Origin of the sequence: Haloechinothrix sp. LS1_15, assembly GCF_033042135.1 — a bacterium.
Classification (GTDB): Bacteria; Actinomycetota; Actinomycetes; order Mycobacteriales; family Pseudonocardiaceae; genus Haloechinothrix.
In genome coordinates, this window is the sequence record NZ_WBXM01000007.1 from 153,053 (window position 1) to 179,432 (window position 26,380).

Consider the following 26,380-nt stretch of genomic DNA (forward strand, 5'->3'; position numbering starts at 1 on the left):
TGCGCGGCACCTTCGGATGGGTAGCGTGGTCGGTCGTCAGCCGGACCGGGACCCGGTCCGCCCTTCGGCCTCTTGCTCGACGCCGCGATTCGGTGTGTGATCGGCGACACACCCGTATATCTGGGCGCTCCGGAGGCATGCCATGGCGGACAAGCAAGCAAGGAACGGCCGCTCAGCGGCCCTGGCGGTCGATGATCCCCGTAAGGTGCGCAACGTGGTCCTGGTCGGGCCGTCCGGTTCGGGCAAGACCACGCTCGTTGAGGCGATCCTCGCGGCTACCGGTGCCGTGCCACGGGCGGGTTCGGTATCCGACGGGACGACCGTGTGCGATCACGATCCGGTCGCAGTGCGGCAGCAACGTTCGGTCGGGGTCTCTGTGGCCCCCACCACCTACGAGGGCATCAAGATCAATCTCATCGACACCCCGGGATACGCGGACTTCATCGGCGAGCTGCGTGCCGGGCTGCGCGCCGCGGACGCCGCACTGTTCGTCGTCTGTGCCGCGGACGGCGTCGACCCGGCCACGATCGCGCTGTGGCAGGAATGCGCCGCGGTGAACCTCCCCCGCGCCGTGGTGATCTCCCGGCTCGACCACCAGAGAGCCGATGTGATGGCCGAGATGCACGCGTGCCAGGAAGCGTTCGGGGCGGGCGTGGTACCGGTCTACCTGCCCGCCGACGGCGACGGGCCGGGGCTGATCAGGCTGATCACGCGGCGCTACGCCGACTACTCCGGTGGCTATCCCCCGACGATCAGCGAGCCGGGCGTGCACCAGGCGACCGCGGCCGGGTCGGCGGATCAGGCGCGGGACGAGCTGATCGAAGGCATCATCGGCGAGAGCGAGGACGAGTCGCTGATGGACCGGTACCTGGCGGGCGAGGACATCCCGGAAACCACGCTGATCGAGGATCTGGAGACCGCGGTCGCCAGGGGATCGTTCCACCCCGTGATCCCGGTGTGCGCGCACACCGGTGTCGGGCTGGCCGAGCTGTTGGAACTGATCACCCGCGGGTTCCCGTGCCCCGTCGAGCACGCCCTTCCGGAGGTCACCGCGCCTTCCGGGGAGCCGCACACACCGCTGCAGGCCGACCCGGACGGCCCGCTGGCCGCCGAGGTGGTGCACACCAGCGTCGACTCGTACGTCGGGCGGATCTCGCTGGTACGGGTGTTCTCCGGAACGCTGCGCCCCGACCGGACCGTGCACGTCTCCGGGCACGGTCTCGCCGATCGGGGTCACGCGGATCACGACGTGGACGAGCGGGTCGCCCACGTCTACTCGGCGCGTGGCACCGAGCTGAGCGAGGTGCCCTTCTGTGTGGCAGGCGATCTCTGCGCGCTCACCAAGATCGGATCGGCCGAGACCGGGGACACGGTGTCGGCTCCCTCGGACCCGTTGCTGATGCGGCCGTGGCCGATGCCGGAACCGCTGCTACCGATCGCGGTCACCGCGACCAAGCGCGGCGACGAGGACGCGCTTTCCCGCAACATGGCCCGGCTGGTCGCCAGCGATCCGACGCTGCGCCTGGAACGGAACCCCGAGACGAACCAGCTCGTGCTCTGGTGCATGGGTGAGGCGCATGCCGACGTGGCGCTCTCGCGCCTGCGGGCGGGTGACATCGAGGTGACCAGCGAGGAGGTCCGCATCCCGCTCCGCGAGACCTTCGCCGGGCCTGCCAAAGGGCATGGCAAGCACGTCAAGCAATCCGGTGGGCACGGCCAATACGCGGTGTGTTTCATCGAGGTGGAGCCGCTACCCCGCGGCTCGGGATTCGAGTTCGTCGACCGGATCGTCGGCGGGGTCATCCCCAACCAGTTCATCGGCAGCGTGGAGAAGGGCGTCCGGCACCAGATGAGCCTCGGCCTCGCCGACGGGTACCCGGTGGTCGACATCCGCGTGACGCTGGTGGACGGCAAGACGCACAGCGTGGACTCCTCCGACGCGGCTTTCCAGACCGCTGGGGCTCTCGCCCTGAAAGACGCGGCCGCCAACGGCGGCATCACGCTGCTCGAGCCGCTCGACGAGATCGAGGTGCGGGTGCTGGACGAGTACCTCGGAACCGTTCTCGGTGACCTGTCGGCGCGGCGCGGTCGCGTGCTCGGCACCGAGGCCGAGGCCGGAACCTCCACCGTGCGCGCGGACGTGCCCGCCACCGAGCTGTTGCGGTATGCCGTGGACCTGCGTTCGATGACCTCTGCAACGGCGTCTTTCACGCGGCGCTTCGCTCGTTACGAACCGCTCCCGCAGGGCGTCAAGGCGCGCGCCTGACCAAACCGGGCGTGGCAGCGGGCCCGGTGCCGTTTAGGGATCCGGTTCTGCGATCTCGAAGTACTCCGGCACCGGTGCGCTGCCTGCGAGCCGGAAGTAGCGCACCACGCGGTTGCGGCGAACGGCCACAGTGTCCCGGACGGCGTCGTTGTACACCCGCCGTGCGATGACCACGCGCTGCTCCGCGTCGCCGAGTTCGGCGGCCAGCACGGCGGGTAACCGATCGCGGTCGATCGCGGCGAGTAGCCGGGTGAGCTCGTTCTCGTGGATCTCCCGCTCGGCGGGCGTGGCGCGCTCCGCCCGGTCGGCGACCCGGCGCAGCCGGTCGGCCGCGTAGCCGTCGAGCGAGCTCGCCGCCACGGCTCGTGCGACGACGGCGCGCCGGTCCAGCGCCGACTGCAGGGCCGCCCAGCCAGCATCGGTGCGCACATGCAACCGGTTCAGCCGGGTGGCCGATGAGACCAGCATGCCGCCGACCACCAGCAGGGCAAGCAGCACACCGAGGAGAGTGAGCAGCAGCGCGGTGTCGATCACGGGTGCCGCTCCGGGAACGGCGCCGAGCGTTCCCCTGCCTCCCTGACCCGTCTCGGGTCAGCCGCGATCGCCGTCTCGTAGACCCGTATCACCTGCTCACACACGGTGGACCAGTCGTAGCGCAGCACGTGCCGCGAGGCCGCAGCCGCCAGTTCCGCGCGCCGACTCCCGTCTCGCAGCAACGAGCCCAGCGCCTCGGCGAGCGCTGCCGCATCGCCGGGAGGCGCGAGCACGCCCGCCCGCCCGTCGTCGAGCACCCTGCGGAAGGAGTCCAGCGCGCTGGCGACCACGGGCGTACCCGCCGCCATCGCCTCGGTCAGGATCATCCCGAAGCTCTCACCACGGAGATTCGGGGCGCAGTAGACGTCGACGCTGCGCAACATGCGCGCCTTGGTGGCGTCGTCGACCCGGCCGAGCAGTTCCACGCGTTCGGCGACTCGCGCGTCCAACCCGCGGTACAGCTCGGCACTGTCGCCGTGGCCTGCCACCAGTAGTCGCAGGTCGTCGAACTCCTCGCTGAGCAGCCGCATCGCGTCGAGCAACACGCCCATCCCTTTGCGAGATTCACCGTACCGGCCCACGAAGCCGATGGTCAGGCCACGGCGCGGGTACCCGGGCAGGGGGCGCGCGCCTGCGAAGAAGGCCGTGTCGACCCCGTTGGGGATCTGCACCGCATCCCCGCCCAGGTGTTCCACCTGCACGCGGCGCGCCAGCGCCGAGACCGCGATCCGCGCGGTGATCTTCTCGAGCAGCGGGCGCAGCAGCGGCCCCAACCCGGCCAGCGTGCGTGAGCGGGGCGTGGAGGTGTGGAAGGTGGCGACGATGGGTCCGTCGGCGACGGCCAGCGCCAGGATCGACAGGCTGGGAGCGGTGGGCTCGTGCACGTGCAGCACGTCGAAGTCGTTGTCCCGCAGCCAGCGCCGCACCCTGGCGAAGGCGAGCGGGCCGAACTGCAACCGTGCCACCGAACCGTTGTACGGGATGCCCACAGAGCGGCCGGAGCCGTGAACGAAAGCCGGAAGCTCGTCCATGCCCTCCGCGGGCGCCAGCACCGAGATCTCGTGCCCCCGGTGCAGCAACGCCTTCGCCTGCTCAACGACGTGTCCCTGGACACCACCGGGGACGGCGAAGGAGTAGGGGCAGACGATTCCGATCTTCACGGCGGTCCCGGTTCTCCCACGTGCGGCTCGTCGAGGTCGGCACGCCCGGCGGTTTCCCGGCTGTGCCCTGCCGCCTGCTGGCCATCGCCGCCGTCGCCAGCGGCGACCTCCCTCCCGCCGACGGGCGGGATCGCGTCCGGGTCGTCGAGATCGGCGAGCCACAAGCGCTGGAGCATGTGCCAGTCCGCGGGATGAGCCGCGATGTCGCCCGCGAAGCAATCGGCGAGCAGCTGGGTCGCTGCCGCCACCTCGTCGCGGCTGTCCACCCGGATCCGTGGATGGACGCGAAAGCCCCACCCGCTGTCGGTGAACCACGAGCCCACCGGCAGCAGGGCGGCTCCGGTGTCGGCGGCGAGCCGGGCTGGCCCGCCCGGCATGCGGGTGCGTTCGCCGAAGAAGGTCACGTCGATTCCCGCTGCTGTCAGGTCACGGTCGGCGACCAGGCACACCACCCGGTTGGCCCGGAGCCGCTCGCGAAGCGTGCGGTACGAGGCGACACTGGCCAACGGCAGGATCTCGAAGCCAAGGGACTCGCGGAAACGCACGAACCGGCGGTACAGCGACTCCGGTCGCAACCGTTCGGCCACCGTGGTGAATCGCCCGACCCGGTTGGCCAGCCACAGGCCCGCGACATCCCAGTTACCACTGTGCGGCAGCGCCAGCACCGCACCACGCCCGTCGGCAAGGGCTGCGGTCAGGTTGTCCACACCGTCGATGCCCGCATCGACCTTCCGGCAGATCTCGTCCCGATCGACGGCGGGCAACCGGAAGATCTCCTGCCAGTACCGGCCGTACGAGCGCAGTGCCTTGCGGGTCAGCTCGTCCAGCTCGTTGGGACCCGCCTGTGGCACCACCCTGGCGAGGTTGCACCGCAGCTGCCGGGCTCGCGGCCCGGCGCGGCGGGCGGCGACATCGGCTCCCACCGCGAACAGCGTGTCCGCCACAGGGGACGGCAGCAGTCTGACCACACCCCAGCCGGTGGCATACGCGACGTCGCGCCCCATACCCCGCAACCATGCCAGCGTTGCGCTCACCGGGCAGCCTCCTGCGCCGATCGGCGTGCCGCCAGCATTCGCTGCACCAGCGTCACCGTGGATAGTCCCACCAGCAGCCACAACGAAACCTCGATCGCGTGTGGCACGCCCAGCCCTTGCAGTCCGGTACCCACCAGAGCGATGATCAGCCGTTCGGGCCGCTCGATCCAGCCACCTTCCGCCTGCAGCCCGCTCGCCTCGGCGCGGGCCTTGATGTAGGAGATGATCTGGGCGAGCACCAGCGCGATCAGTGCGGCCGCCGCGGCAGTGCGGTTGTCGGCGACCATGAAGCACCACCAGGCGATGGCGCCGAACAGCGCACCGTCAGCCAGCCGGTCGCCGGTGGCATCGAGCACCGCGCCGAACGCGGTGGGGCTCCCCTTCGCCCGTGCCATCGCCCCGTCCAGCACGTCGAGCATGGCGAAGAACCACACCACGAACGTCCCCGCCAGCAGCATGCCGGTGGGAAAGAACACCAGTGAGGCGGCGATCGCGCCTGCCGTGCCGATCAGCGTCATACCGTTCGGGGTCAACCCGGCACGCACCAGCGCGCGACCGATGGGATCGACGGCGCGTGACACGGAAGCGCGGGCGAAGACGTTCAACATCGGTTCAGGTCCCTCACATGTGCGCGCGTGCGGTCCGGCACGGTCTCGCGGTGGAGCGCCCAGGATCTCGCGCGGGTCGTCATTGCCACCCTACGGCGTCATCAGCCTAGCTGCTCGGGTGCGTATCACTGCCGATGACGGGCCGCGGGACCGCACCGGTTATCCGGCGGTCCCGCTGTACCGCTGTGGGGTGACGGGCCACCGTTACGAACGTCACGGAGCAGCGGCTGGTTCACCGGCGTGCGCTGTGACCGCGCTCATCACCTGCCCGCTCGGCCTGCTCGCCGGGCTCGTCACCTTCGGCCGCCTCCGCTTCGGCCGCCGCACAGGTGTCCGCGAGCCCGTCGGCGATGGTGCCCGCGATCTCGCCCAACTTGCGGACCTGCTCCTCGCTGAGCGCGTCGAACACCGCCTCGCGCACCGCCTCCACGTGATGCGGAGCGGCCGCCCGCAGCACCGTCATCCCCTCGTCCGACAGCGTCGCCAGCGCTCCTCGCTTATCCGTCGGGCAGCTGGTGCGCAACACCCATCCCTTGGCCTCCAGCTTGGTCACCGCATGCGAGAGCCTGCTGCGCGAGAACCGGGAGCGGCTGGCCAGCTCGCTCATCCGCAACGTGTGGTCCGGGGCTTCGGACAGCACCACGAGTACCTCGTAGTACGAGGCAGGCATCCCCGCGTCCTGCTGTGTCCGGCGCTCGATGTGCTCGGTGAGCATGCTGATGGCATCGAGCAGCCTGCGCCACACCCGCTGCTCGTCCTGGCTGAGCCAGCGAACTCCCTCATCCATGCCTTCATCCTACCCATGGTTGAGCTTTCAACGATATGACGTTACGATTTCGTTGAGACATCAATTATCGGGAACTCAAGGACGGCCGGTGACCTGGTGCCGGACAAGCACTGCCGCGCGGTTCACGCGGCGGCAAACGGTCACCAGACCAGTACCGAGCAGCCCCGGCTAGCCCCGACTACAAGGAGGACGTCGTCGTGACGACCACAGCCACCACACTGCCCACCGGCACCTGGACGATCGACCCGGTGCACTCCGAGGTCACTTTCAAGGTCCGCCACCTCGGCCTGGCACGCGTCCGGGGTGAGTTCCGCGTGTTCAGCGGGCAGATCGTCACCGGGCAGGACGTGACCGAGGCCTCGATCACCGCGGAGATCGACGTCTCGTCCATCGACACCGGCAACGAGCAACGCGATCAGCACGTCCGCTCGGATGATTTCTTCGACGTGAACAGCCACCCGACCATGACGTTCCGCTCCACCGGCGTCAGCCGCGACGGCGACGGCTACCGGATCGACGGGGAGCTCACCTGGCGCGGCTACACCGTTCCGGTGACCCTGAACACCGAGCTCCACGGGGTCGCTGCCAACCCAGCCAACGACGACGCCACAACCCTCGGGGCCTCGGCCGAAACCACGATCAATCGCCTCGACTTCGGCGTCGGCGAGCCCGGCAACGCCATGCTCAGCGAGAAGGTGGCCGTCACTCTCGAGATCGAGGCAGCGCTGCAGTCCTGAACAGCACCTACCTCTCCCCCGGTGGTGCGGGGCCACCGATGGCCCCGCACCACTCACGCATCGATGACCGCCAGCGTGAAACCGTCGTAGCCCTTGGCGCCGACCGTCTGCAATGTAGTGGCCGACAGTCGAGGCTCGTCGGCTATCAGCTCGTTCATCGCACGGATCCCGCTGACCGTGGCATCCTCTCTGCTGTCGTCGATCACCGCGCCCTCACGGACCACGTTGTCGACCACGATCACCGTCCCCTGGCGCCCCAGCCGCAACGACCACGAGACGTAATCAGGATTGCTCGGCTTGTCCGCGTCGATGAACACGAGATCGAACGGTTGCTCCCCGGCCGCTTCCATCTGGGCCAACAGGTCGAGCGCGCGCCCGACACGCACGTCGACCCTGGGTCCCATCCCCGCGGCCACGATGTTGGACTCGGCCACCGCGGCATGTTTGGCATCCATCTCGAGGGTGACCAACGTGCCGTCCGCGGGCAACGCGCGCGCCAACCAGATGGTGCTGTACCCGCCGAGCGTGCCGATCTCCAGGATCCGCCGCGCCCCCTTGATCCGTGCCAGCAGCTGCAGGAACTTCCCCTGCGCCGCCGACACGCTGATCGCGGGCAGACCCGCGTCCTGGCACGCCTGGAGCACGCTGTCCAGGACCTCGTCCCTCCCGATCAGCACCTCGTCCAGGTATCGATCGACCTCGACCCACGGTGTAGTGCTCACAGCGCCCGACGCTACACCGACTTCCACGCGTCCGCGAGCAGCGTGCGGGTCTCGGCGAGCAGCTCGGGCAGCACCTTCGTGTGGCCGATGACCGGCATGAAGTTGGAGTCCCCTCCCCAGCGGGGAACGAGGTGTTGATGCAGGTGCGCGGCGATGCCCGCACCGGCGATCACTCCCTGGTTCATCCCAATGTTGAAGCCGTGGGCGCCAGACACCGAGCGGATCACCCGCATCGCCCGCTGGGTAAACTCCGCCAGCTCCAGCGTCTCCGCCTCGGTGAGCTCGGTGTAGTCGGCGACGTGCCGGTACGGTACGACCATGAGGTGCCCCGGGTTGTAGGGGTACAGGTTGAGTACGGCGTACACTTGCACACCCCGTGCGATGATCAGCGCGTCGGCATCATCCTGCTCGACGAGCCTGCAGAACGGGCACCCCTGCGGCTGATCGTCCTCCGGCTTGTTCTCACCCTTGATATAGGCCAGCCGGTGCGGGGTCCACAGGCGCTGGAGGGCATCATCGATGCCGACACCGTCCTGCTCAACGAGTTCGGACTCGTCCGTCACCGCGCAACCGCCTCGATACGTCGTCTCGGGGTACGTGTCACCACTGGCACCGGTGAGGGTATCGGGCTCGCCGCATCCACGGTCGACCCGTACCGGTTAGCTGATCATTCCTGCTGACCCGGCACCCTGCCGACCACCGGCGCGAAAGCCTCCGCCGTCGGGGTGGTGTTCGCACGCCGCTCCACCCATTCGGTGATCGCGTGGATCGCGGTCGCGACCGGCACCCCGTTCAGCTGGCTGCCGTCCCGGAAACGGAACGACACCGCACCAGCCGCCACGTCCTGACCACCCGCCAGCAGCAGGAACGGGATCTTGTCCGTGGTGTGGTTCCGGATCTTCTTCTGCATCCGGTCGTCGCCGGTGTCCACCTCGGCACGGATGCCGTGCGCCCGCAACGTCTTGCGCACGTCCAGCAGGTGTGGGGTGTGCTCGTCCGCGATGGGAATACCCATCACCTGCACCGGCGCCAGCCATGCCGGGAACGCGCCCGCGTAGTGCTCGGTGAGCACCCCGAAGAACCGCTCAATGGAGCCGAACAGCGCCCGGTGGATCATGACCGGCTGGCTGCGGGAGCCGTCCGCGGCGGTGTACTGCAGCCCGAAACGTTTCGGCTGCTGGAAGTCCACCTGGATCGTGGACATCTGCCAGGTACGGCCGATGGCGTCGGTGGCCTGCACCGAGATCTTGGGGCCGTAATAGGCGGCCCCGCCGGGATCCGGCACCAGCTCGAGGCCCGAGGACTCGGCCGCATCGCGCAACGCCCGGGTGGCCTCCTCCCACTCGGCAGGTTCGCCGATGAACTTCGGGGAGTCGTCGCGGGTCGACAGTTCGAGGTAGAAGTTGTCCAGGCCGAACTCGCGCAGCAGATCGAGCACGAAGGTCAGCAGGTTCCGCAGCTCGTCCTGCATCTGCTCGGGCGCGCAGTAGATGTGCGCGTCATCCTGGGTCATGCCCCGCACGCGGGTCAGCCCGTGCACTACCCCCGATTTCTCGTAGCGGTACACCGAACCGAACTCGAACATGCGCAGCGGCAACTCGCGGTACGAGCGACCACGCGAACGGAAGATCAGATTGTGCATCGGGCAGTTCATCGCCTTGAGGTAGTAGTTCACCCCTTCCAGCTCCATCGGGGGGAACATGCCTTCGGCGAAGGACTGCAGGTGTCCGGACGTCTCGAACAGGTCCGACTTGGTGATGTGCGGCGAGTAGACGAACTCGTACCCCGCTTCCTCGTGCTTGCGCCGCGAGTAATCCTCCATCACCCGGCGCACCACCCCGCCCTTGGGATGGAACACCGCCAGCCCGGAGCCGATCTCCTCGGGAAAGCTGAACAGGTCGAGCTCGGCACCCAGCTTCCGGTGATCACGCCGCTCGGCCTCAGCCAGCATCTCCAGGTGAGCGTCCAACGCCTCCTGTGACTCCCAGGCGGTGCCGTAGATGCGCTGCAGCTGGGCGTTGCTGTCGTCACCACGCCAGTACGCAGCCGCGACCCTGGTCAGCCGGAAGGCCGGGATGTGCTTGGTGGTCGGCACGTGCGGGCCGCGACACAGATCTCCCCAGGCCACCTCGCCGCTGCGCGGGTCGATGTTGTCGTAGATGGTCAGCTCACCACCGCCGACCTCCATCACTTCGGAGGTGTCCACCTCGCCCTTGTCGTCGACCAGCTCGAGCTTGAACGGTTCATCCGCCAGCTCCCGCTTGGCCTCCTCACGCGACGGCAGCACCCTGCGGGAGAAGCGTTGCGAGGACTTGATGATCTGCTTCATGCGCTTCTCCAGCGCACGCAGGTCCTCGGGGGTGAACGGGGTGTCTACCGCGAAGTCGTAGTAGAAGCCGTCCCGCACCGGCGGACCGACCCCGAGCTTGGCTTCGGGGAACTGCTCCTGCACCGCCTGGGCGAGCACGTGGGCGCAGGAGTGCCGGATCACGCTCCTGCCGTCCTCGGTGTTCGCCGCCACCGGCTCCACCTCGGTGTCGACCTCCGGAACCCACGACAGGTCCCGTAGTGATCCCTCGGTGTCGCGCACCACTACCACCGCGTCGGGACCCTTGCCGGGAAGGCCTGCCTCACGTATCGCCGCGCCTGCGCTGCTGCCTGCCGGTACGGTGATGCGCGGCGGAGCCGCGGGCTCGGACAACGTGCTCACGATGTTGGCTCCCTGCGAGAACGGGGACACGACGTTGGCTGCGCGCGCAAGAGCGGGCGGCAGCCGATTTTACCTGCGGTGTTCCGGTACTACGGTGCGGGCTTGCGCACCAGCCGATCGGGTGGTCGACTCCCGTACATCGCAACCGTCCCGCCCGCTCGCGCGTCGTTGCTCAGAGAGTCCCCGAGGCGGGGTGGCATCAGGAGGTGCGTGTGATTTCGGGACGGCCACAGCGACGTACGCGTGCCGTGCTCGGCGCCCTCGGCGCGGCAATGCTGGCGTGCTCCTTGGCGAGCGCACCACCGGCAACCGCGCTCACCGGTGAGCACTCGCCGGCGTGGGCCCCGGCCAGCGACGAGCACGGGGACAACGGGGACAACGGAGAGGGTGAGGAGAGCGAGGAGCACCTCACCCCTGCCGACGTGGAATGGCACGACACCACGTTCACCGTGCCCCCCGTCGGCGACTGCCCCGAGCAGGAGGTCGCCTTCCACTCCGGCTACGGCGAGGTCGACGAGTACGTCTACAGCTTCGCCTTCGGCACCGTCATCCAGCACGCGGACGTCACCGGCAACGGCCACCAGGACACATTGATCATCATGGACTGCGGCAAGAGGACCGCGCATACCTATACCGGGGTGGTCGCGATGGCCACGGAGCAGGACGAGGTGCGCCCCCTCGGCACCGTGGTCGACCCCGAACACTGGACCCACCTGCCCGCCGATGTCGCGGTCTGGCACGGCGACATCACGGTGACCATGACCGACCTGGTCACCCGCGAGGTGTGGACCCAGTACCACCGCTGGGACGTCGACGACGCCGAGTTCGTGCGCGTGGACGCGTAGCGGGTGAGCCGAAGGGGTCCTCCGGTACACATGCTGTACCCGAGGGGCCCTTCGGCTCGCCCACCCGGCTCGCCCCACGGGCCGGCTCACACCGGTTCGTGCTGCCGGGTGGCCAGAGCCAGCCTGCGCGCGCGCCACACCGCATAGCACCCGCCGAGCGCCATCGCCCACGGCACAGCTGCGACGCCCAGCCCAGCCAGTAGCAGGGCGCCTGCCAGCAGCAGTCCGGCGAGCGAGTCGGCGAGCCGGGCGGCGAACACCGCCCGTGACCGCCGTCTCGCCACGACCTCCGTGATGTACGGCAGGCCTGCCGCCCACACCGCCAGGTAGGCCACCCACCCGAACACGATCCACCGATCGACCGGCTCACCGGTCAGCAGCCTCCCCAGCGGATCGGCCAGCAGGGCAAGCACCACCCCGATCCCGACCGTGGCTGGCAGCAGCAACCGCAGCGCGCGGCCCGTCAACGCTCCCGAGCGGGCCGCTCCCTCGCGCTCGGCGACGGAGAACCCGGCGAGCAGGTAACTACCCGCACCGTTGATCATCACTTGCAACGGGGCGACCACCAGCCGCGCCGCTTCGAGCATGCCCACCGCGGTCAGCGAAAGCAGGTTCGCCACAAGCACCCGCGCTCCCAGCAGGGCGGCCGGCCGCAGCGTGGCCTGCGCTGAGCGCCATGCGGCAAACGACGCGAGCTCGCGCATACCCCCGAAGCCGGGACGCAGTCGCCGCCATTCGTACCGTGGCAGCCACAGCAGACCGGAGACCAGGCATGCCAGGGCACCGGCTGCCATCGCGAGGAACAGCGCGTGCAGGCTGATGCCCGGACCCCAGAGGTGGAACGCCACCAGCGTCGTCAGCGTGACCACCAGGTACACGGTGTCGAGGGCGACAAGCTTGCCGAACTCGAGCCTGGCGATCAACAACCGGCGCGCCGACTCCTTCAGCAGCCAGGCCACCACCATCACCGCGTACAACGCCGCCAGCGATCCGTCTCCAGCCCGCACCACGAGGGCAGCGCCGATGGCCACGGCGGCGCACAGCAGCATGGCGCTCAGCGCGCTGGTCACCAGGGCCGAGCGGATCCGAGGCTCGTGTCGCTCCAGTACCGCGAGACTGTCGCCGACGTAGCCGGTGTACAGCGCCACAGCACTGACCAACAAGGCGAGAAACAGCGAGAACGCCCCGAACTCCGCCAGACCGAGCGCGTGCGCCGCGATCACCTGCAACAGCAAGCTCGTTCCCGCGGTCAGCGCCTGGGCCACAACCGGGGCGGCCAGCTTCGACGTGATACGTCGCAGCCACGTCAACGACGGACCACCCGCCATGTCACCGCCGTCCGTTACGCGTGACGGGAGCGGCGAAGGTGAACACGTAGCCCGCGATGGATGCGCCGATCATCTCCAGCTGCCCGCGCAGCCGCAGCAGCTCGTCGTCCGAGGTGCCGTACCGCACGGTGACCACCACTCTGTCCGCTTCCCGCAGCAGCGGCGTGGACTCGGGCTCCACATCGGGGGCCGAGCAATCGATCAGCACGAGGTCGTACCCGGACCGCAGCTGCTCGCCGATGGTGCGCAGCTGGCTGGCACGGAACACCTCGGCGGCGCCCTCGGCGAATTGCCCGGCGGGCACCGCCCAGTACCCCATGCCGTAGCCGAGGTTCACCGGGCGCATCACACCGCGGAGATCGCTCAACCCCGCGGCCAGGTCGGTGAGGCCGCCGTGCTCTGGGCCGTCGATGAGCAGGGCCGCGGACAGCCCGCGGGTCCGCAGCGCGGCGTCGATCACCAGTACCCGCATGCCCGCGCGCGCGGCCGCACCCGCCAGTTGCAGCGACGTGGTCGTACTGCCGCTGGTGGGCAACCCCGTGACCGCGACGATACCGCGCGGCACCGCTTGCTGCACGCTGGCCAGGATCAACCGGTAGGGCTTGGCAGGCTGCTGTTTGGGGTCGGTCAGCGTGAACGCCACCTCGGGCCCCAGCCGCTCGATCTCGCCGAGCACTGGCTCGTCCACCAGCGCCGCGAAGCTGCTCGGGTCGTGCAGCCGCCGGTCACGATCGGCGCGTACCCACGCGACGGCGGTCGCCACAATGAGACCGAGCACCAGCCCGATCCCGCCGTCCCTGGCGAGCGTGGCAACCAGCGTGGTCTCTTCGGGCTGGGTCGCCTGCACGAAAGCGACCCCGTCACCGATCTCGTCGCTGGCCAGCCGCAGCTCGGTCGCCTGACGGTCGAGCTCGCTCAACGTCTCCGCCGCTGCCGAGGTGTTGGCCTCCACACGGCTGCCCGCCTGCCCGTCGGGCAGCGACTCCTCCACCGCCTGCCTGCGCTCGGCGAGGGTCTCCAGCGCACCGTCGACCCGTTCGGCAAGCTCCTGCCCCGCCACCGACCGGTACGCGTCGATGACCGCTTCTGCCAACTCCATCGCCTCGTCGGTGTTGGCCCCGTCGACCTCGAGGACGATGGATTCGCCCGCATCCGATTCCCGCGCGCTGACCTCCCGGCGGAGCTCACGTAGCGGGCGGTGCCGTTCGAGATCCTCCTGAGCGAGGCTGAGCACGCGATCGGAGGTCATCAACAGCGCGCGCTGGTTGACGTAACGGCTGAAGGCGGCCTCGCTGGAGGTATCGACGCCGATCAGGCCGGATTCGTCGGGCGGCTGGAGCACCACCCGCGCCTCCACCGTGCTTGATCCCCCAACGACCAGCGCCACCGCGAGGCTGACCGCCACGATGCAGGCCACGATGCCCGCCGAGCTCCACCGGTACCGCCACAGCGAGTCGAACACCCGCGGTGTCGTCTGGTCTTCCATCCTGTGTACTCCGAACGGCCGAGCCTGGGCATACCGGACCTATTGGTAGTTTCCGTCACATACAGTCGCATATTGAGTAGCTGTAACGAATTTTCCTGCTTCCGCGACATCGTAGGCGACGGGACCTAGTCTCGTGCAGGGAAATCGGGGGATCCGCCCTGCGACCCTGGCACCGCAGTAGTGCGATGTCCACGAGCCGTGACCGGAACCCTGCGTGGGGGGACGTTGACAGATCCGAACAGACCGAGTTTTTCCGACGCGCTCAAAAGCGTCCGAAGTGTACAGAAAACTACGAAGGGGGCTCCGGGTTACTCACGTTTCGTCAACCGGAAGGCCGGTGCGGTACTCGCTGCTCTGACCTACGTGTGGGGGTGGACGCCGAACCGCGTCACCGCGGTCAGCGCGCTGTTCACCTTCGGCGGCATCGGCCTCATCGCCACGCTCGAGCCCACACCGCTGCTCGGCGTGGCGATCACGCTCGCCCTGGTCCTCGGGTACGCGCTGGACGCGGCCGACGGCCAGCTCGCCCGACTGCGCGGGGGCGGCACTGCCGAGGGTGAGTGGCTCGATCACGTCGTCGACAGCATCAAGATCTCCGCGTTGCACATCGCGGTACTGATCGCGGTCTACCGGCATTTCGACGTCGCCCCCGAATACCTGCTGATCCCCCTCGGTTTCCACCTGGTGGCCGCGGTGCTGTTCTTCACCATGATCCTCAACGACCAGCTCCGCAGACGGCACGCGGATCGGGCCCCGCAGGCGGGCAGCACGTCTGTTCGCCGCTCGATTCTCGTCGCCCCCACCGATTACGGTGTTCTCTGCTTGCTCTTCCTCGCGTTCGGGTTCGGTCAGGCTTTCCTGGTGGGCTACGCGGCGCTGTTCGCCGCCAACGCCACCTTCCTGGCGATGGCGCTGGTGAAGTGGCGTGGCGAGATCGCCGAGCTGACCCCGCCGGTGACCCGGCCCGCCCAGTCCCAGCACTCTCCGTCGGAAGATCCAGCATCATGACTGTAATCGGCTATGCTCCCGGGGCATACGACATGTTCCACATCGGCCACTTGAACCTGCTCCGGCACGCCAGTGCCCACTGCGACCGCCTGGTGGCCGGGGTGGTCACCGATGAGGCGGTGGAGCTCGCCAAGGGACGGCGGCCGGTCGTCCCGCTCGCCGAACGTATCGAAATCGTGCGCAGTGTCCGCTACGTGGACGACGCGGTGGCCGATCCGCACGTGGACAAGTTCGCCTCCTGGCAACGGTACGGGTTCGATGTCCTGTTCAAGGGCGACGACTGGCGCGGCACCACCGAAGGGGACAGGCTGGAGATCGTGCTCGAACAGGTCGGCGCGCGCGTGGTCTACTTCCCCTACACGGTGCACACCTCCAGCACCGCCCTGCGCACCTTCATCACCACGGCCAACCGCAGGTACGAGACCGGGAGCTGACCATGTCACGGTCCACCGCGAGCGCGCGCGCCGGGCATGTCAGGTACACGGCCGTCGCGGTTGCCTCACTGCTGTTCGCGGCACTGACTCCCACCGCACTCGCCGGTTGCTTGTCCGACTCCTCACGGAGCGGGATCGCGCTGCGACCCGCGAACGCCGAGGCGATACTGCCGCCTGAACCTCCGGAGATCCTCGAACCCGCGCTCGAACGTCCCGAGCCTCCGGTGCCTCCCAGCGAACCCGACATCCCCGAGGACGCGATGGTGGTCGCTACCTCAGGCGACGACGACGCGGCAGGCACGCGTGAAGCGCCGTTGCGGACGCTGGCCGAGGCGATCGACCGCGCCGAGAAGGACGCGACCATCGTGCTGCGGGAAGGCGTCTATCGCGAGTCGGTCGGGATGATCCGCACCAGCGTGACCATCCAGTCCTACCCCGGTGAGGAGGTCTGGTTCCGGGGGAGCACGGTGGTGGACGACTGGTCGGCAGGCCCAGGGTACTGGGAGCACACCGACTGGGTCCCGGACTTCTGCCGTGACTGCTTCATTCCCGAGATCATCGACGACGAGCGCCCCCTGGCGGGCCGGCCGGACATGGTGTTCGTCGACGGCGAGCCGCTCGGCCAGGTAGCCGACCGAGACGAGCTCGAACCCGGCACGTTCCTGGTGGACACCGACGCGCCCGCGGTGCTCATCGGCGACGATCCGTCCGAGGCCACCGTCGAGGTCGCCACCCACGACCACCTGCTGCAGTTCGACGGCGACGAGGCCGCTGGCAGCATCATCGAGGGTATCGGCGTCGAGCATTACGCGAGCAGGCAGGATTACGGCACGCGCTCGGCCATGGTGGTGGTCAACGCACCGGATGTCACCATCACCGGGAGCACCTTCGCCTGGTCGGCCTCGACGGGCCTGGCGGTCTTCCAGCCAGGAGCCACCGTCGCAGGCAACCACCTTCGCGACAACGGGCTCGTCGGCCTGCTTGCCAACCGCGCTGACGGCCTCACCGTCGCGGGCAACACCATCACCGGCAACAACGCGCGGCACTTCACGCTCACCGGCGAGGCTATCGGCGCGGCGGGCAGTAAGGTCACCAGGACCGACGGTGTCCACGTGGCGGGCAATATCTTCGCAGGCAACCACGCCACAGGGTGGTGGTGCGACCTGGGCTGCACCGACGCCACAGTGGTGGGTAACCAGTCCACAGACAACCTCAGGCACGGCTTCTACTACGAGGTTTCCTCGCAAGCGCTGATCGGTGGCAACGTCTCGGCGAACAACGGCGGGGAAGGGCTCAAGATCTCCAGTTCGGACGGTGTCGAGGTCTACCACAACACCTTCACAGGCAACGACCTCACGCTCGGGATCTACAACGACCCGCGCGATCCCGAGTTCGATCCGCACAGCGACGAGCTCGGCCTGACGTGGCTGACGTCCGACACGGTCCTGGTGAACAACGTCTTCGCCCAGGACAACACGGAACGGCCGGTGATCCACTCCGCCGACGGCAAGGACGAGCAGCAGGGCAACCCACCGTTCGTCAGCCGTGCGAACGGCAACGTCTACCTCTACGAGGCCACGGCGAACCGGCAGCCACTGGTGAGGCTGGCGCTCGGCGACGGGCGTATCGCCGAGTTCGCTTCGCTGGCCGAGCTGCGCGGCAACACCTCCTTCGAGGGCAGCGGCGCGGCCGGTGAGCTGCCTGCTTCCCCGTTCACCGCTGCCGATCAGGGCGACTACACGCTCCGCGAAGGCATCGTTGACCGCGTCTCGCCTGCGAACATACCGGCGAGGATCGCCGAGAGGATCGGGATCGAGCCCGGCAGCCCGCCCGGCGCCTCATCTCCCTGACAGGAGCTGGCACGCGGCATCTCACGGCCCTTCGCCCACCGTCGGCGAGCCGGTCCCGGTGGCGGCGACCGTGGGCGGAGGGCCGGCAACCGTTACAGCGACGACCGCGGGGAGTTGAGCACCTCGCCATCGGCGTCGATGACGCGGATCCAGTACGTCCCGGACCGCACCTCGCGGTCGACGTACCGCTCCTGCGGGCGATCCCACGGTCGCGATTCGATGGTGACCTCGTGGATGGGCTCGTCGGTGCCGTCCCGCATGACCTGGTAGGTCATCGCTCCCTGCTGCGCGTTCCACGTCGTGTTCCAGCGGATCACCGGCGAGCCGAGGATCGGGAACGTACGGCTCAGCCGCGGAGCCGGGAACGGGAACTGTGGGCCATTGTTGACCGCGTCCGGCATCCCGCGTGCGGCGAACCGGGTCAGCGACTGCTGCTGTTGGCTGTCACGGGAATGCGTGTTGACCCCGGTGAACTCCCCGCCGACGACGACGTAATCACCGTCGGTGTCGATCGCCCATGTGCCCTGCCGGAAGTAGCTGTCCTCCGGGCCGCTGTTGGTGTTCGGGAACCACGGCAGGAACTCGGGTACGGGATCGCCCCGGTTCACGTGGTTGCGATCGCGTTCGGCTTCGCCCCGGGCGTCGGTCGTCTGCGCCAGCAGCCGGAAATAGCGGAAGTCGGCGCCGCGTTCCGGGATAGCCCCGCTGGCCGTGCAGTCGTGCGCGTGCGACACGCTGTACAGCACGCCGTCGGCGACGGCGGCATCGAAGCTGTCGCCGTAACAACCGTCCCACCAGTGCGCTTCACCGGTGACGATGTCGGCGGCCATGCGTCCCTCGAAACGCTCGCTACCGCTGCCGAAGTCGTAGGCGCTGAGCCAGGCAGTGCCGGAACCGTCGGTGACGATGTCGGTGATGACCTCTCCCCCGCCGGGAACCTCGGCCTCCCACGGCACGCTGTCGCCCGCTCCGACGTCGACCGCGGCCATGCCCTGCCTGCTCTCGCCGTTGACTTCGCTGAACCGGCCGCCGAGCAGCACCCTGTCCAGCTCGGGCGCGGCGAGCACCGACCACACTTCCCGGTTCACCGCCGGTGCCCAGTCCAGCACCTCGCCGTCGCGGTCGGCAGCGGCCAACCGCCAGCGGTCCTCGCCGCCCACCGTGGTGAAGTTCCCGCCGAAGTAGACACCTTCACCGGTCACCGACAGGCTACGGACGCGCGCGTTGGGAGCAGGATCGAAATCCGTCAGCTCGCCCGCGGTGATGTCGAACTCCGCGATGCGGGATCGCCACTGCCCGTCGATGCGGTCGAAGTCCCCCGCGACGTACAGCGACCCACCCGACGGGTCGGCCTCGAGGTCGAACACCGAGTCACAGACCCACCGATCCTCACCGGTCTCGGTGCACCAGGCCGCGAGCGAACCGTCCGATGAACTGAACTCCGAGCCGGTGACTTCCGGCGCCCAGTCCAGCAGCTCCCCGGTGTGCAGGTCGAACGCCAGAAGGTTGTGTCGCTCGACCTCGCCGGGGCCGCCCGGTGCCTCGCCGTACGGGCGAGCGGTGTCGAAGCGCCCGCCCGCGAACACCGTGTCACCGACGATCGTGATCGCGAAGACCGTGCCGTCGGTCTGCGGCGCGGGTAACGCCCCCGCGGTGACCGGTTCCGGTAATTCCGCCTCGTCAGCACCCGATGTCCCCGGAGCGAGCGTCGATGCAGCCAGCATCACGCCGGTCAACACAGCGACCGGTCGAACGAATCGTGGCATGAAACCTTCCTCACTGCTTACCTGTCCGCCGCTGGCGGGCCCTGAAGTCCGTCGGCGCGCGCACCCGGGCGCGCCTCACCGCCGCGCGCGCGAGCCGTCTGCCAAGCGCTCGGCGAGCTCCGCGTAGGCGCTCGCGACCTGGTCCCAGTCGTAGTGTTTGAGCTCGACACGCTGGGCCCGGCCGCGCGCGAGGGTCTGCTCGAGCTCGGCCTCGGCCGTCGTGCACAGTTCCGCCAGTTCCGTGGCGGATCCGAAGTACCGGCCCCACTGGCCCAGTACTTCGCGATTGAATCCGACGTCGAACGCCAACGTGGCCGTGCCCGCTCCCATGGCCCGCAGCAACGACGGGTTCGTCCCGCCGACCGAGTGGCCGTGGATGTAGGTCAGGGCGTTGGCGTACAGCTCGTCGAGTAGTTCCTGGTCCCACACCGCGCCGAGCAGCCGCACACCCTCGTGACCTGCGGCCATCCGCTCGATGCTCGCGGTGTAGTCCCCGGCATACGGGGCGGTACCCACCACGACGAGCGGGTAGCGTGCGGTGCTGGCCAGATAGCCCTCGACCGCGAGATGGACATGGTTCTCCGGCTCGAACCGCGCCACAACGAGGTGGTATCGGCCGGACCGCAGACCGAGGCCCGCCAAGCGAGACGATCCAACGTCGCGCAGGATCGGCGCACCGTACGGGATGTAGTCGCTGGGCGCGGAGAAGCGCTCCCGATAGTAGTCCTGGATCCCCCTCGCGTCGGCGATCAACGCGTCGGACCAGCGCACCGCGATCCGCTCGGCGAGCCGGTAGTAGCGCTGCCCCGTTTTGCCCCACTTGGCACGCCGCCATTCCAGGCCGTCGACGTGGGTGGCCACCGGGACACCGCGCGCGCGAAGGAGCGGGAGCAACGGTGCGTTGGCCGCGTTGAACACGAAGGCCGCATCGGGTGTGGCACGCGCGGCACCGTGGAGCATGGACACCGCCGTGTGGCTCGGCGTCTCCAGCACCTTGTGCCGCACGGCTGGCAGGTGTACCAGCCGCATCCCCCGGTAGCTGTCGGGATCGGCACGCGCGTCGGCGCAGGCACGCGTGCGCCTGCAGTACACCGTGACCTCGTGGCCGAGGGTGACCAGCCTGCTGCCCACTTCCTCCACGCAAGTTTCGAAGCCCCCGTAGCGCGCCGGAACGCCACGCGTGCCGATCAGGGATATCCGCATCGATGTCATGTATAGGGCACGCTCGCGCCCGGAACAGGCGTAATGGTGACATCCGGTTCAGAACGGACAGGGAAATGGACACTATGGAGTACCGTAGAGAGCTGAACAGCATACGTCTATAGTGCAAACGGAGTATCCCGTGCGAACCGTGCGCGGATGGTTCCCGGCGACGAGGCTGAACGTACCGGCACGCCCTGTGCACTCTCACATCGCACGGTAAGCTGCGGTGTGTCCACCAGCGCCCACGGCCGTATCCACCACGTCACGACCGGCATCCTGGAACGGGCCGAATGCGGCGTACGGGGAACGTGAGCATGACCATTCGACGAGAAGCCGGGATGACAGGCGGTGCGGGTGGCGCGAGCCCGCAACAGGCGGTACGCCCCGCGCACCCGTGGTGGCCCACGCTGTGCGTGCTCTCGGTGATCATCGTCAGCGAGTTCCAGTTCCGAATGCGCGGCTACCAGGAGTCGCTCTCCGGCAGCCCGGACCTGTTCGTGCTGCTCGAGGTCGCGACCTACGGAGGGGTCGCGCTGTTCCTGTTCCTGCGGTTCCGCCCCCGCCCACGTATCGTGCCGCCGCCCGCGGGCCTGTCCTGCTACCTGCTCGGTTACGGCTTCGGCTGCGTCTTGATCCTGTCCGCTGCCTACTCGCCGTTTCCGATGCTGGCGATGGTGCGGGCGGGGCAGGTCGTCGTCGTGCTGGCGCTGTTCGCCGCCATCGCCCGCTACGCCGATCGCGGTGCCCTGCACCGGGTGGCGCACGCCTATTGCGCTTTGATGGCTGCGGCCGTGGTGTTCGGCATCCTCGTCCCGTTTCCGCGTGAGACCCAGCCCGACCGGTTCAGCTGGTTGTACGTGCATCCGGTGCAGGCGGGCGAGATGCTGGCGACCGCCGTCACCGTGCTGTCGGCCTACCTGTTCACGCTGCGGCTGGAACGCCCTGGCCCTCGGTGGCCGTTATGGGCCTACCTGCTGTGTCTCGGGCTGTGCGCGGGCGGGTTGCTCGCGACCCAGACCAGGGGGGCGGTTTTCGGCGCCGCCGTAGGCGCGACGTTCGTGCTGTGGACACGGCACCGCGGCAGCCGCAAAGTCGACGTCGCCGCGGTGTCCACTCTCGTCCTGATGCTGATCGCGTTGACCAGCTGGTCGACGGTGACCGACTTCTTCGCCCGTGGCGAGTCCGCCGAGCGGCTGGCCAGCCTCAACTCGCGCACCGACCTGTGGGCACTGGCAATGGAACAGATGGCCCAGTACCCGCTGTACGGCTCGGGACTGGCCGCTTCTCGCGGTGTCTTCCTCGACAGCATGGGACTCGGCGGGGGGCATAACGCGCTGGTGAACCTGCTCGTCGACAACGGCATCCTGGGAGCGGCCGCTTGGCTGGGTCTGCTCGCGGTGATCGGTGTGGCCGCTACGCGGCTGGCCGGTCGAGCAGAGGTCAGCCGGGTGGACGGCATTCTCGTGCTGTCGGTACTGGCAGGCATGGTGGCGAACTCGGTGTTCACCGAGGAGCTCGGCACCCCGGCCAACGCGGCGTTCACCTGGTTGTACGTACTGCTCGCGTGGGTGCTGGTCGCTGGGGTGCGACGTGGTGAGCCAGCGGGCACCCGAGCGATCCGGGAGGGGCGGTGACCACAGGAGTGCGACGCGTTCTCATGGCGCACCCGTCGGCCGAGCTGTACGGCTCCGACAGGATGTTCGCCGAGTCGGTGGCCGCGCTCGCCGAACGGGGCTGGCGGGTCGTGGTCGCGCTGCCGGACGACGGCCCGCTCGTCGCGGCGGTTTCCGAGTATGCCGAGGTCGTGCGGTGCGCCACACCGGTTCTGCGCAAGGCGGCACTGCGCCCGGTGGGGATGGCGCGCCTGGCAGCCGAAGCAGTCCGGGCTACGGGGCCCGCATCACGCCTGTTGCGACGGTTGCGCCCGGATCTCGTCTACGTCAACACCGTCACCGTTCCGCAGTGGATCGCCCTGGCGCGGCTGCACCGCGTCCCGGTACTCACCCACGTCCACGAGGCCGAGGACGACGTACCCGGCCCGGTGCGCGCGGCCCTGTCGGCACCGCTGCTCGCCGCGAACGCGGTGGTGGTCAACAGCGAGGCCGCCCGCCGCTCGATCACACGGCCGTTCCCGAGACTCGCCCGGCGCAGCAGGCTGGTGTACAACGGTGTCGCCAGTCCCACCGGGCCGGCCGAGCTGCCGGAGGCCGCACCTTCACCGGTGCGCCTGGTCCTCGTCGGCCGGTTGTCACCCCGCAAAGGCACCGACATCGCGGTCGCCGCAGTGGAGCGGCTGTGCCGGGACGGTCTCGACGTGACCCTGGACCTGGTGGGATCGGTCTTTCCCGGCTACGAATGGTACCAGCGGCAGCTCGAGGAACAGATCCGCGACGCAGGGCTCGACGGCCGGGTACGGCTGCACGGCTTCACCGCGGATGTCGGGCGCGCCTATGCCTGCGCCGATCTCGCCCTCGTGCCCTCCCGGGTGGAACCGTTCGGCAACACCGCCGTGGAGGCCCAGCTGGCGGGCCTGCCCGTGATCGTCTCCGACGCCCAAGGGCTTCCGGAGACAGTGGACGGCGGCGCCCACGGCACCGTAGTGCCCCGGGACGATCCCGCCGCGCTGGCAGGCGCGGTGCGCGAGGCGGTCGCCTGCTGGCAGGCCACCAGGCGGCGGGCGGTCGAGGCCGCGCTGCTCGCTCGCGAGCGGTTCGCGCCGGAGCGCTACCGTCACGAGCTCGCCGGGGTAGCTGCCGAGCTCGCCGACCGGTAGCGACGGGCAAGCGGTCACCCCTGCCTCAGTAGGCTCCCTTACCCAGCAGCACCGCGCGGGCGGTTTTCCACAGGATGGCCAGGTCCAGCGTGAGCGACCAGTCGTCGACGTAGCGCAGGTCCAACCGCACACTCTCCTCCCATGACAGGTCGCTACGTCCGCTGACCTGCCACAGCCCGGTCATGCCCGGTTTGACCAGCAACCGCCGCCCCACGACCGGCCCGTAGCTCGCCGTCTCCTCCGGCAGCGGCGGGCGTGGCCCGACCAGCGACATGCTCCCGCCGAGGACGTTGAACAGCTGCGGGAGCTCGTCCAGCGAGAACCGGCGCAACAACCTACCGACGCGGGTGACCCGCGGATCGGCCCGCAGCTTGAACAGCGGGCCGTTCGTCCCAGCCGTCGAGGCGAGCGCCGCGCGCTCGACGTCAGCCCCGACCCGCATGGTGCGGAACTTCCACATCGAGAACGTGTGACCGTCGCGCTTGACCCTGCGCTGCCGGTAGAAGACCGGGCCATGGTCGTCGAATTTGATCGCCAACGCTATGCCCAGCATCAGCGGGGCCGCCATCAGCAGCACCGCCCCCGCAGCCACCTTGTCGACGATGTCCTTGACCCAGCGTCCCGCCCCGGTGAAGGCGGGCTGGGTCACGCGCAGCATCGGCAGACCCAGGATGCCGGTGACGTCCAGCCGGGGTCCGCCGACCTCCATCAGCGTCGGTGCGATGGCCAGTTCCGCCGAGGTCCCTTCCAGGTGCCAAGCCAGGTGCTGCAGACGTTCGGGCGTCCAATACCCGGCGGGTGTCACCGCGACGACCCGGTAACCGCCTCGGCGGACCTGCTCGGTCAGCGTGTCGTAACCGCCGATGACCGGAACGCCGTCGATCTCCCCGACGAGCCCGTCGGGATCGTCGGTGGCGATGCAGGCCGCCTCGACCCGCCAGCCGACGTGCGGGCGTTCGCGGGTGCGCTCGATGAGGTCCCGCACGCTGTCCGCGCTGCCCGCGGCCAACACCGGCAGCAGGCACGTCCCCGAGTGACGCGCCCGGTGCAGCAGCTGCCGGAGGGCGTAGCGGCAGCACAGCACCAGCAGGCCAAGGGCGGGCACGGCGACGAACACCCAGGCCCGCACATCCATGCCCGGCAGCGCTGTGCCGAGCAACGCGAGCATCACCCCGGACATACAGGTGGCGGAGAGCACGGCCCGGTACTCGTCCGCGCCCTGCCCGAGGAGCGACGCGTGCCAGGCGCGCCGCGCGGGCAATGCCGCCAGCAACACGAGCGCTGTCACCACCGCCAGCCACGGGTGGTGGATCGCCCAGCCCCCGGACAGCGCCAAGGCCGCGAACGTACCCGCGCCAGCGAGTACCAGGAGCACGTCGCAGCAGACCACCGCGGCGCGGTAGCGCCGTTCCCAGTCAAGGACCGGGCCCTTGCCGCGCCTGCTGCCGTGCGCGAGCCGCTCCCCTCCCACGCCGTCCGGGGTTGCCGGAAGCGTGGGAGGTGCCAGCGTCGTGGCCGGTGACCTCGTGCCGGTGAATGTGCTCGTCGTCAGCGTCCCCCAGCGGTCCCGCACACAGCCTCCCTCAGTCGAGTGAGCTGACACGACACAGGCCAACCCCAGTCACACTGCTGGGTGATCATTGGCGACACCTGTCGTGTGAAGCGAGCCCCGACTGCCACCCGAATAGGGGGCTTTCTCGCACTTTCAGGTCATTCTTAGCGTAGAGTTCGACTGCTATCAACCAGAAATTCGGTTTTGTCGCACGAGTGGCCCAGTAGGTGTCGAAGGTCACGAGCATCGGCTGGGGCTCGTGGGAGCCGGCAGGCGGTTCCGGCCGGGATGTCGCGCGCACTAGCCGCCTGCCTCGTCGTGGTCGACCATCAGCGGGACCGGCGCGAGTTCAACCGGGCGGCCTGGCGAGTCAGGTGGTCGCGCTCAGCGAGGTTGGGGGCCTGCTGGCTGCCTCGGCGTAGGGTCGGGCCGCCACTACCGGGTCTCCGTCGCCCTCGCGGAAGGTGCGCCGCCACAGTGGCGCGGCGGGGGCGGTGAGGCGTGCAGCGCCGCGAGCGTCGCCAGACCGGCACCCGGCCCGTCGGCCTCGTCGACGGCCACCGCGCCGTTGAGCCGGACAACCGGATTGCCAGTCAGGCACGTGAGCCGGGAGCTCTTCCGGTGTCCCCACTGACCGGTGCTGACCGCTCGTTGCCTCACCAGTGTCCGGACATGACGAAACGCCAGGCTGCTGACCTGGCGTTTCGTGATGGTGCGCGATGCTGGGATTGAACCAGCGACCTCTACCGTGTCAAGGTAGCGCTCTCCCACTGAGCTAATCGCGCGAGGCGGAGGCGGGAATCGAACCCGCGTACAGGGCTTTGCAGGCCCTTGCCTGAACCACTCGGCCACTCCGCCGGGTGAAACGGCCTCACCGTAGAGGCTATCGCAGGAATGGAGCCCGAGTGGCGGTAGGGCTCCAGCCGAGCGGACGACGGGATTCGAACCCGCGACCCACACCTTGGCAAGGTGTTGCGCTACCAGCTGCGCTACGTCCGCATCGCCCTCAGTCGACCCCCACGGCCTCCCTGACGGCGCAGCAAAAACTCTATCCGACGCAAGATCGGCTTCGACAACCGGGGGTGGTTCCGAGAATCACGCCCGGTCGTTCGGCATCAACCGGGTCAGCGCCTCGTCGACGTCGACCCACAGGTGCTCGTTACCCGGCAGCACCACGTCGTAGGTCCGGTCGAGGAAGTCGGCGAGCTCTTGCGCGGAGGCTTCGAACACCGCGTGCCCCGAGGGAGAGTTGAGCTCCACGAGCACGCACTCCGGATCCTCCAACGAGGGCTGGATTCGTACGTCCCCGTTACCCGATTCGGCGAGCAAGCCGTCGGCCACCAGATCGCGGGCGAAGACCCACTCGACCCAACCGGCACGGCCGGTTCGGAACGCGGCCACCACCGCGTACGGGTCGCGGGTGTCATACCGCAGCTCAACCTTGACCGGAACAGCGGGCGTCTGCGGTGCCAGCAGGTCGAACACCGCAGTCGAGCGAAGCGTTACGTGGTCGTTGCGCATCGTCCTATCCTTCTCGCTCCCTCCCCGGCACCGTCTCCGGGCCGAGATACACCGGT

At 69.0% G+C, this 26,380-nt stretch carries 22 protein-coding genes, 3 tRNA genes and 1 pseudogene; 8 read left to right on the forward strand and 18 right to left on the reverse strand.

Annotated elements, in window-relative coordinates:
• Nucleotides 1-142: 142 nt before the first annotated feature.
• Nucleotides 143-2,266: an elongation factor G-like protein EF-G2 gene (locus F8178_RS12760; protein WP_317494979.1), complete on the forward strand. Its 2,124-nt coding sequence runs from the start codon at nucleotides 143-145 to the stop codon at nucleotides 2,264-2,266.
• A 33-nt stretch (nucleotides 2,267-2,299) separates the two neighbouring features.
• Here the strand turns inward: F8178_RS12760 and F8178_RS12765 are convergent, their stop codons facing one another.
• The 5 genes from F8178_RS12765 to F8178_RS12785 all read right to left on the reverse strand — a co-directional run bounded on the left by F8178_RS12765 (nucleotide 2,300) and on the right by F8178_RS12785 (nucleotide 6,389).
• On the reverse strand, nucleotides 2,300-2,734 hold the full coding sequence (locus F8178_RS12765; protein ID WP_317495093.1) for an NUDIX hydrolase: 435 nt from the start codon (nucleotides 2,732-2,734) through the stop codon (nucleotides 2,300-2,302).
• Nucleotides 2,735-2,796: 62 nt separating this feature from the next.
• Nucleotides 2,797-3,960, reverse strand: a complete 1,164-nt coding sequence (locus tag F8178_RS12770; protein WP_317494980.1) for a glycosyltransferase family 4 protein — start codon at nucleotides 3,958-3,960, stop codon at nucleotides 2,797-2,799.
• Complete coding sequence (locus F8178_RS12775) at nucleotides 3,957-4,964, reverse strand: phosphatidylinositol mannoside acyltransferase (protein WP_317495094.1); 1,008 nt, start codon at nucleotides 4,962-4,964, stop codon at nucleotides 3,957-3,959. The genes F8178_RS12770 and F8178_RS12775 overlap by 4 nt, the downstream gene beginning before the upstream one ends.
• Nucleotides 4,965-4,990: 26 nt before the next feature.
• On the reverse strand, nucleotides 4,991-5,602 hold the full coding sequence (gene pgsA / locus F8178_RS12780) for a phosphatidylinositol phosphate synthase (RefSeq protein ID WP_317494981.1): 612 nt from the start codon (nucleotides 5,600-5,602) through the stop codon (nucleotides 4,991-4,993).
• A gap of 232 nt (nucleotides 5,603-5,834) precedes the next feature.
• A complete protein-coding gene (locus F8178_RS12785; RefSeq protein WP_317494982.1) occupies nucleotides 5,835-6,389 on the reverse strand; it encodes a MarR family transcriptional regulator in 555 nt (184 codons plus the stop codon).
• A gap of 197 nt (nucleotides 6,390-6,586) precedes the next feature.
• On the opposite strand from F8178_RS12785, the gene F8178_RS12790 reads away from it, so the two are divergent.
• Entirely contained in the window at nucleotides 6,587-7,126 is a 540-nt protein-coding gene (locus tag F8178_RS12790) for a YceI family protein (protein ID WP_317494983.1), read from the forward strand.
• 53 nt (nucleotides 7,127-7,179) lie between these two features.
• Here the strand turns inward: F8178_RS12790 and F8178_RS12795 are convergent, their stop codons facing one another.
• The 3 genes from F8178_RS12795 to thrS form a co-directional block, all read right to left on the reverse strand.
• Nucleotides 7,180-7,848, reverse strand: a complete 669-nt coding sequence (locus F8178_RS12795; protein WP_317494984.1) for an O-methyltransferase — start codon at nucleotides 7,846-7,848, stop codon at nucleotides 7,180-7,182.
• 11 nt (nucleotides 7,849-7,859) lie between these two features.
• Nucleotides 7,860-8,411, reverse strand: a complete 552-nt coding sequence (locus F8178_RS12800; protein WP_317494985.1) for an HIT domain-containing protein — start codon at nucleotides 8,409-8,411, stop codon at nucleotides 7,860-7,862.
• A gap of 104 nt (nucleotides 8,412-8,515) precedes the next feature.
• Complete coding sequence (gene thrS / locus F8178_RS12805; RefSeq protein WP_396345433.1) at nucleotides 8,516-10,558, reverse strand: threonine--tRNA ligase; 2,043 nt, start codon at nucleotides 10,556-10,558, stop codon at nucleotides 8,516-8,518.
• A gap of 212 nt (nucleotides 10,559-10,770) precedes the next feature.
• Between thrS and F8178_RS12810 the strand changes: the two genes are divergently transcribed.
• Nucleotides 10,771-11,403 (forward strand): hypothetical protein, encoded by a 633-nt coding sequence (locus tag F8178_RS12810; protein WP_317494986.1) that lies wholly within the window; start codon nucleotides 10,771-10,773, stop codon nucleotides 11,401-11,403.
• Between the two features lie 86 nt (nucleotides 11,404-11,489).
• Here the strand turns inward: F8178_RS12810 and F8178_RS12815 are convergent, their stop codons facing one another.
• On the reverse strand, nucleotides 11,490-12,731 hold the full coding sequence (locus F8178_RS12815) for an oligosaccharide flippase family protein (RefSeq protein WP_317494987.1): 1,242 nt from the start codon (nucleotides 12,729-12,731) through the stop codon (nucleotides 11,490-11,492).
• A gap of 1 nt (nucleotide 12,732) precedes the next feature.
• The gene (locus tag F8178_RS12820; RefSeq protein WP_317494988.1) at nucleotides 12,733-14,217 is read right to left on the reverse strand and encodes a cell shape-determining protein; all 1,485 of its coding nucleotides are present in this window, start codon (nucleotides 14,215-14,217) and stop codon (nucleotides 12,733-12,735) included.
• Between the two features lie 363 nt (nucleotides 14,218-14,580).
• Here F8178_RS12820 and F8178_RS12825 point away from each other — a divergent pair, with 363 nt between their 5' ends.
• The 3 genes from F8178_RS12825 to F8178_RS12835 are packed head-to-tail and all read left to right on the forward strand — an operon-like array spanning nucleotide 14,581 to nucleotide 17,509.
• Entirely contained in the window at nucleotides 14,581-15,225 is a 645-nt protein-coding gene (locus F8178_RS12825) for a CDP-alcohol phosphatidyltransferase family protein (protein ID WP_317494989.1), read from the forward strand.
• A complete protein-coding gene (locus tag F8178_RS12830; RefSeq protein WP_317494990.1) occupies nucleotides 15,222-15,659 on the forward strand; it encodes an adenylyltransferase/cytidyltransferase family protein in 438 nt (145 codons plus the stop codon). Before F8178_RS12825 ends, F8178_RS12830 begins: the two co-directional genes overlap by 4 nt.
• 2 nt (nucleotides 15,660-15,661) lie before the next feature.
• On the forward strand, nucleotides 15,662-17,509 hold the full coding sequence (locus F8178_RS12835) for a right-handed parallel beta-helix repeat-containing protein (RefSeq protein ID WP_317494991.1): 1,848 nt from the start codon (nucleotides 15,662-15,664) through the stop codon (nucleotides 17,507-17,509).
• Between the two features lie 92 nt (nucleotides 17,510-17,601).
• On the opposite strand, the gene F8178_RS12840 is transcribed toward F8178_RS12835, so the two are convergent.
• Nucleotides 17,602-19,275 (reverse strand): hypothetical protein, encoded by a 1,674-nt coding sequence (locus F8178_RS12840; protein WP_317494992.1) that lies wholly within the window; start codon nucleotides 19,273-19,275, stop codon nucleotides 17,602-17,604.
• 75 nt (nucleotides 19,276-19,350) lie between these two features.
• Complete coding sequence (locus F8178_RS12845; protein ID WP_317494993.1) at nucleotides 19,351-20,478, reverse strand: DUF1972 domain-containing protein; 1,128 nt, start codon at nucleotides 20,476-20,478, stop codon at nucleotides 19,351-19,353.
• A 314-nt stretch (nucleotides 20,479-20,792) separates the two neighbouring features.
• Here F8178_RS12845 and F8178_RS12850 point away from each other — a divergent pair, with 314 nt between their 5' ends.
• A complete protein-coding gene (locus tag F8178_RS12850; RefSeq protein WP_317494994.1) occupies nucleotides 20,793-22,112 on the forward strand; it encodes an O-antigen ligase family protein in 1,320 nt (439 codons plus the stop codon).
• Entirely contained in the window at nucleotides 22,109-23,251 is a 1,143-nt protein-coding gene (locus tag F8178_RS12855; protein ID WP_317494995.1) for a glycosyltransferase family 4 protein, read from the forward strand. Before F8178_RS12850 ends, F8178_RS12855 begins: the two co-directional genes overlap by 4 nt.
• Before the next feature lie 25 nt (nucleotides 23,252-23,276).
• On the opposite strand, the gene F8178_RS12860 is transcribed toward F8178_RS12855, so the two are convergent.
• From F8178_RS12860 to F8178_RS12885, 6 genes and pseudogenes are all read right to left on the reverse strand, one after another.
• Nucleotides 23,277-24,824 carry a sugar transferase gene (locus F8178_RS12860; protein WP_317494996.1) on the reverse strand — a complete coding sequence of 516 codons (1,548 nt, stop codon included), beginning with the start codon at nucleotides 24,822-24,824 and terminating at the stop codon, nucleotides 23,277-23,279.
• Nucleotides 24,825-25,132: 308 nt separating this feature from the next.
• A pseudogene (locus F8178_RS12865) lies at nucleotides 25,133-25,409 on the reverse strand (RNA polymerase subunit sigma-24); the annotation flags it as partial.
• A gap of 104 nt (nucleotides 25,410-25,513) precedes the next feature.
• Nucleotides 25,514-25,588 (reverse strand) — tRNA-Val (locus F8178_RS12870).
• A 1-nt stretch (nucleotide 25,589) separates the two neighbouring features.
• A tRNA-Cys gene (locus F8178_RS12875) sits at nucleotides 25,590-25,661 on the reverse strand.
• Nucleotides 25,662-25,729: 68 nt separating this feature from the next.
• Nucleotides 25,730-25,802 (reverse strand) — tRNA-Gly (locus F8178_RS12880).
• Nucleotides 25,803-25,898: 96 nt separating this feature from the next.
• A complete protein-coding gene (locus F8178_RS12885) occupies nucleotides 25,899-26,324 on the reverse strand; it encodes an SsgA family sporulation/cell division regulator (protein WP_317494997.1) in 426 nt (141 codons plus the stop codon).
• Nucleotides 26,325-26,380: the final 56 nt, after the last annotated feature.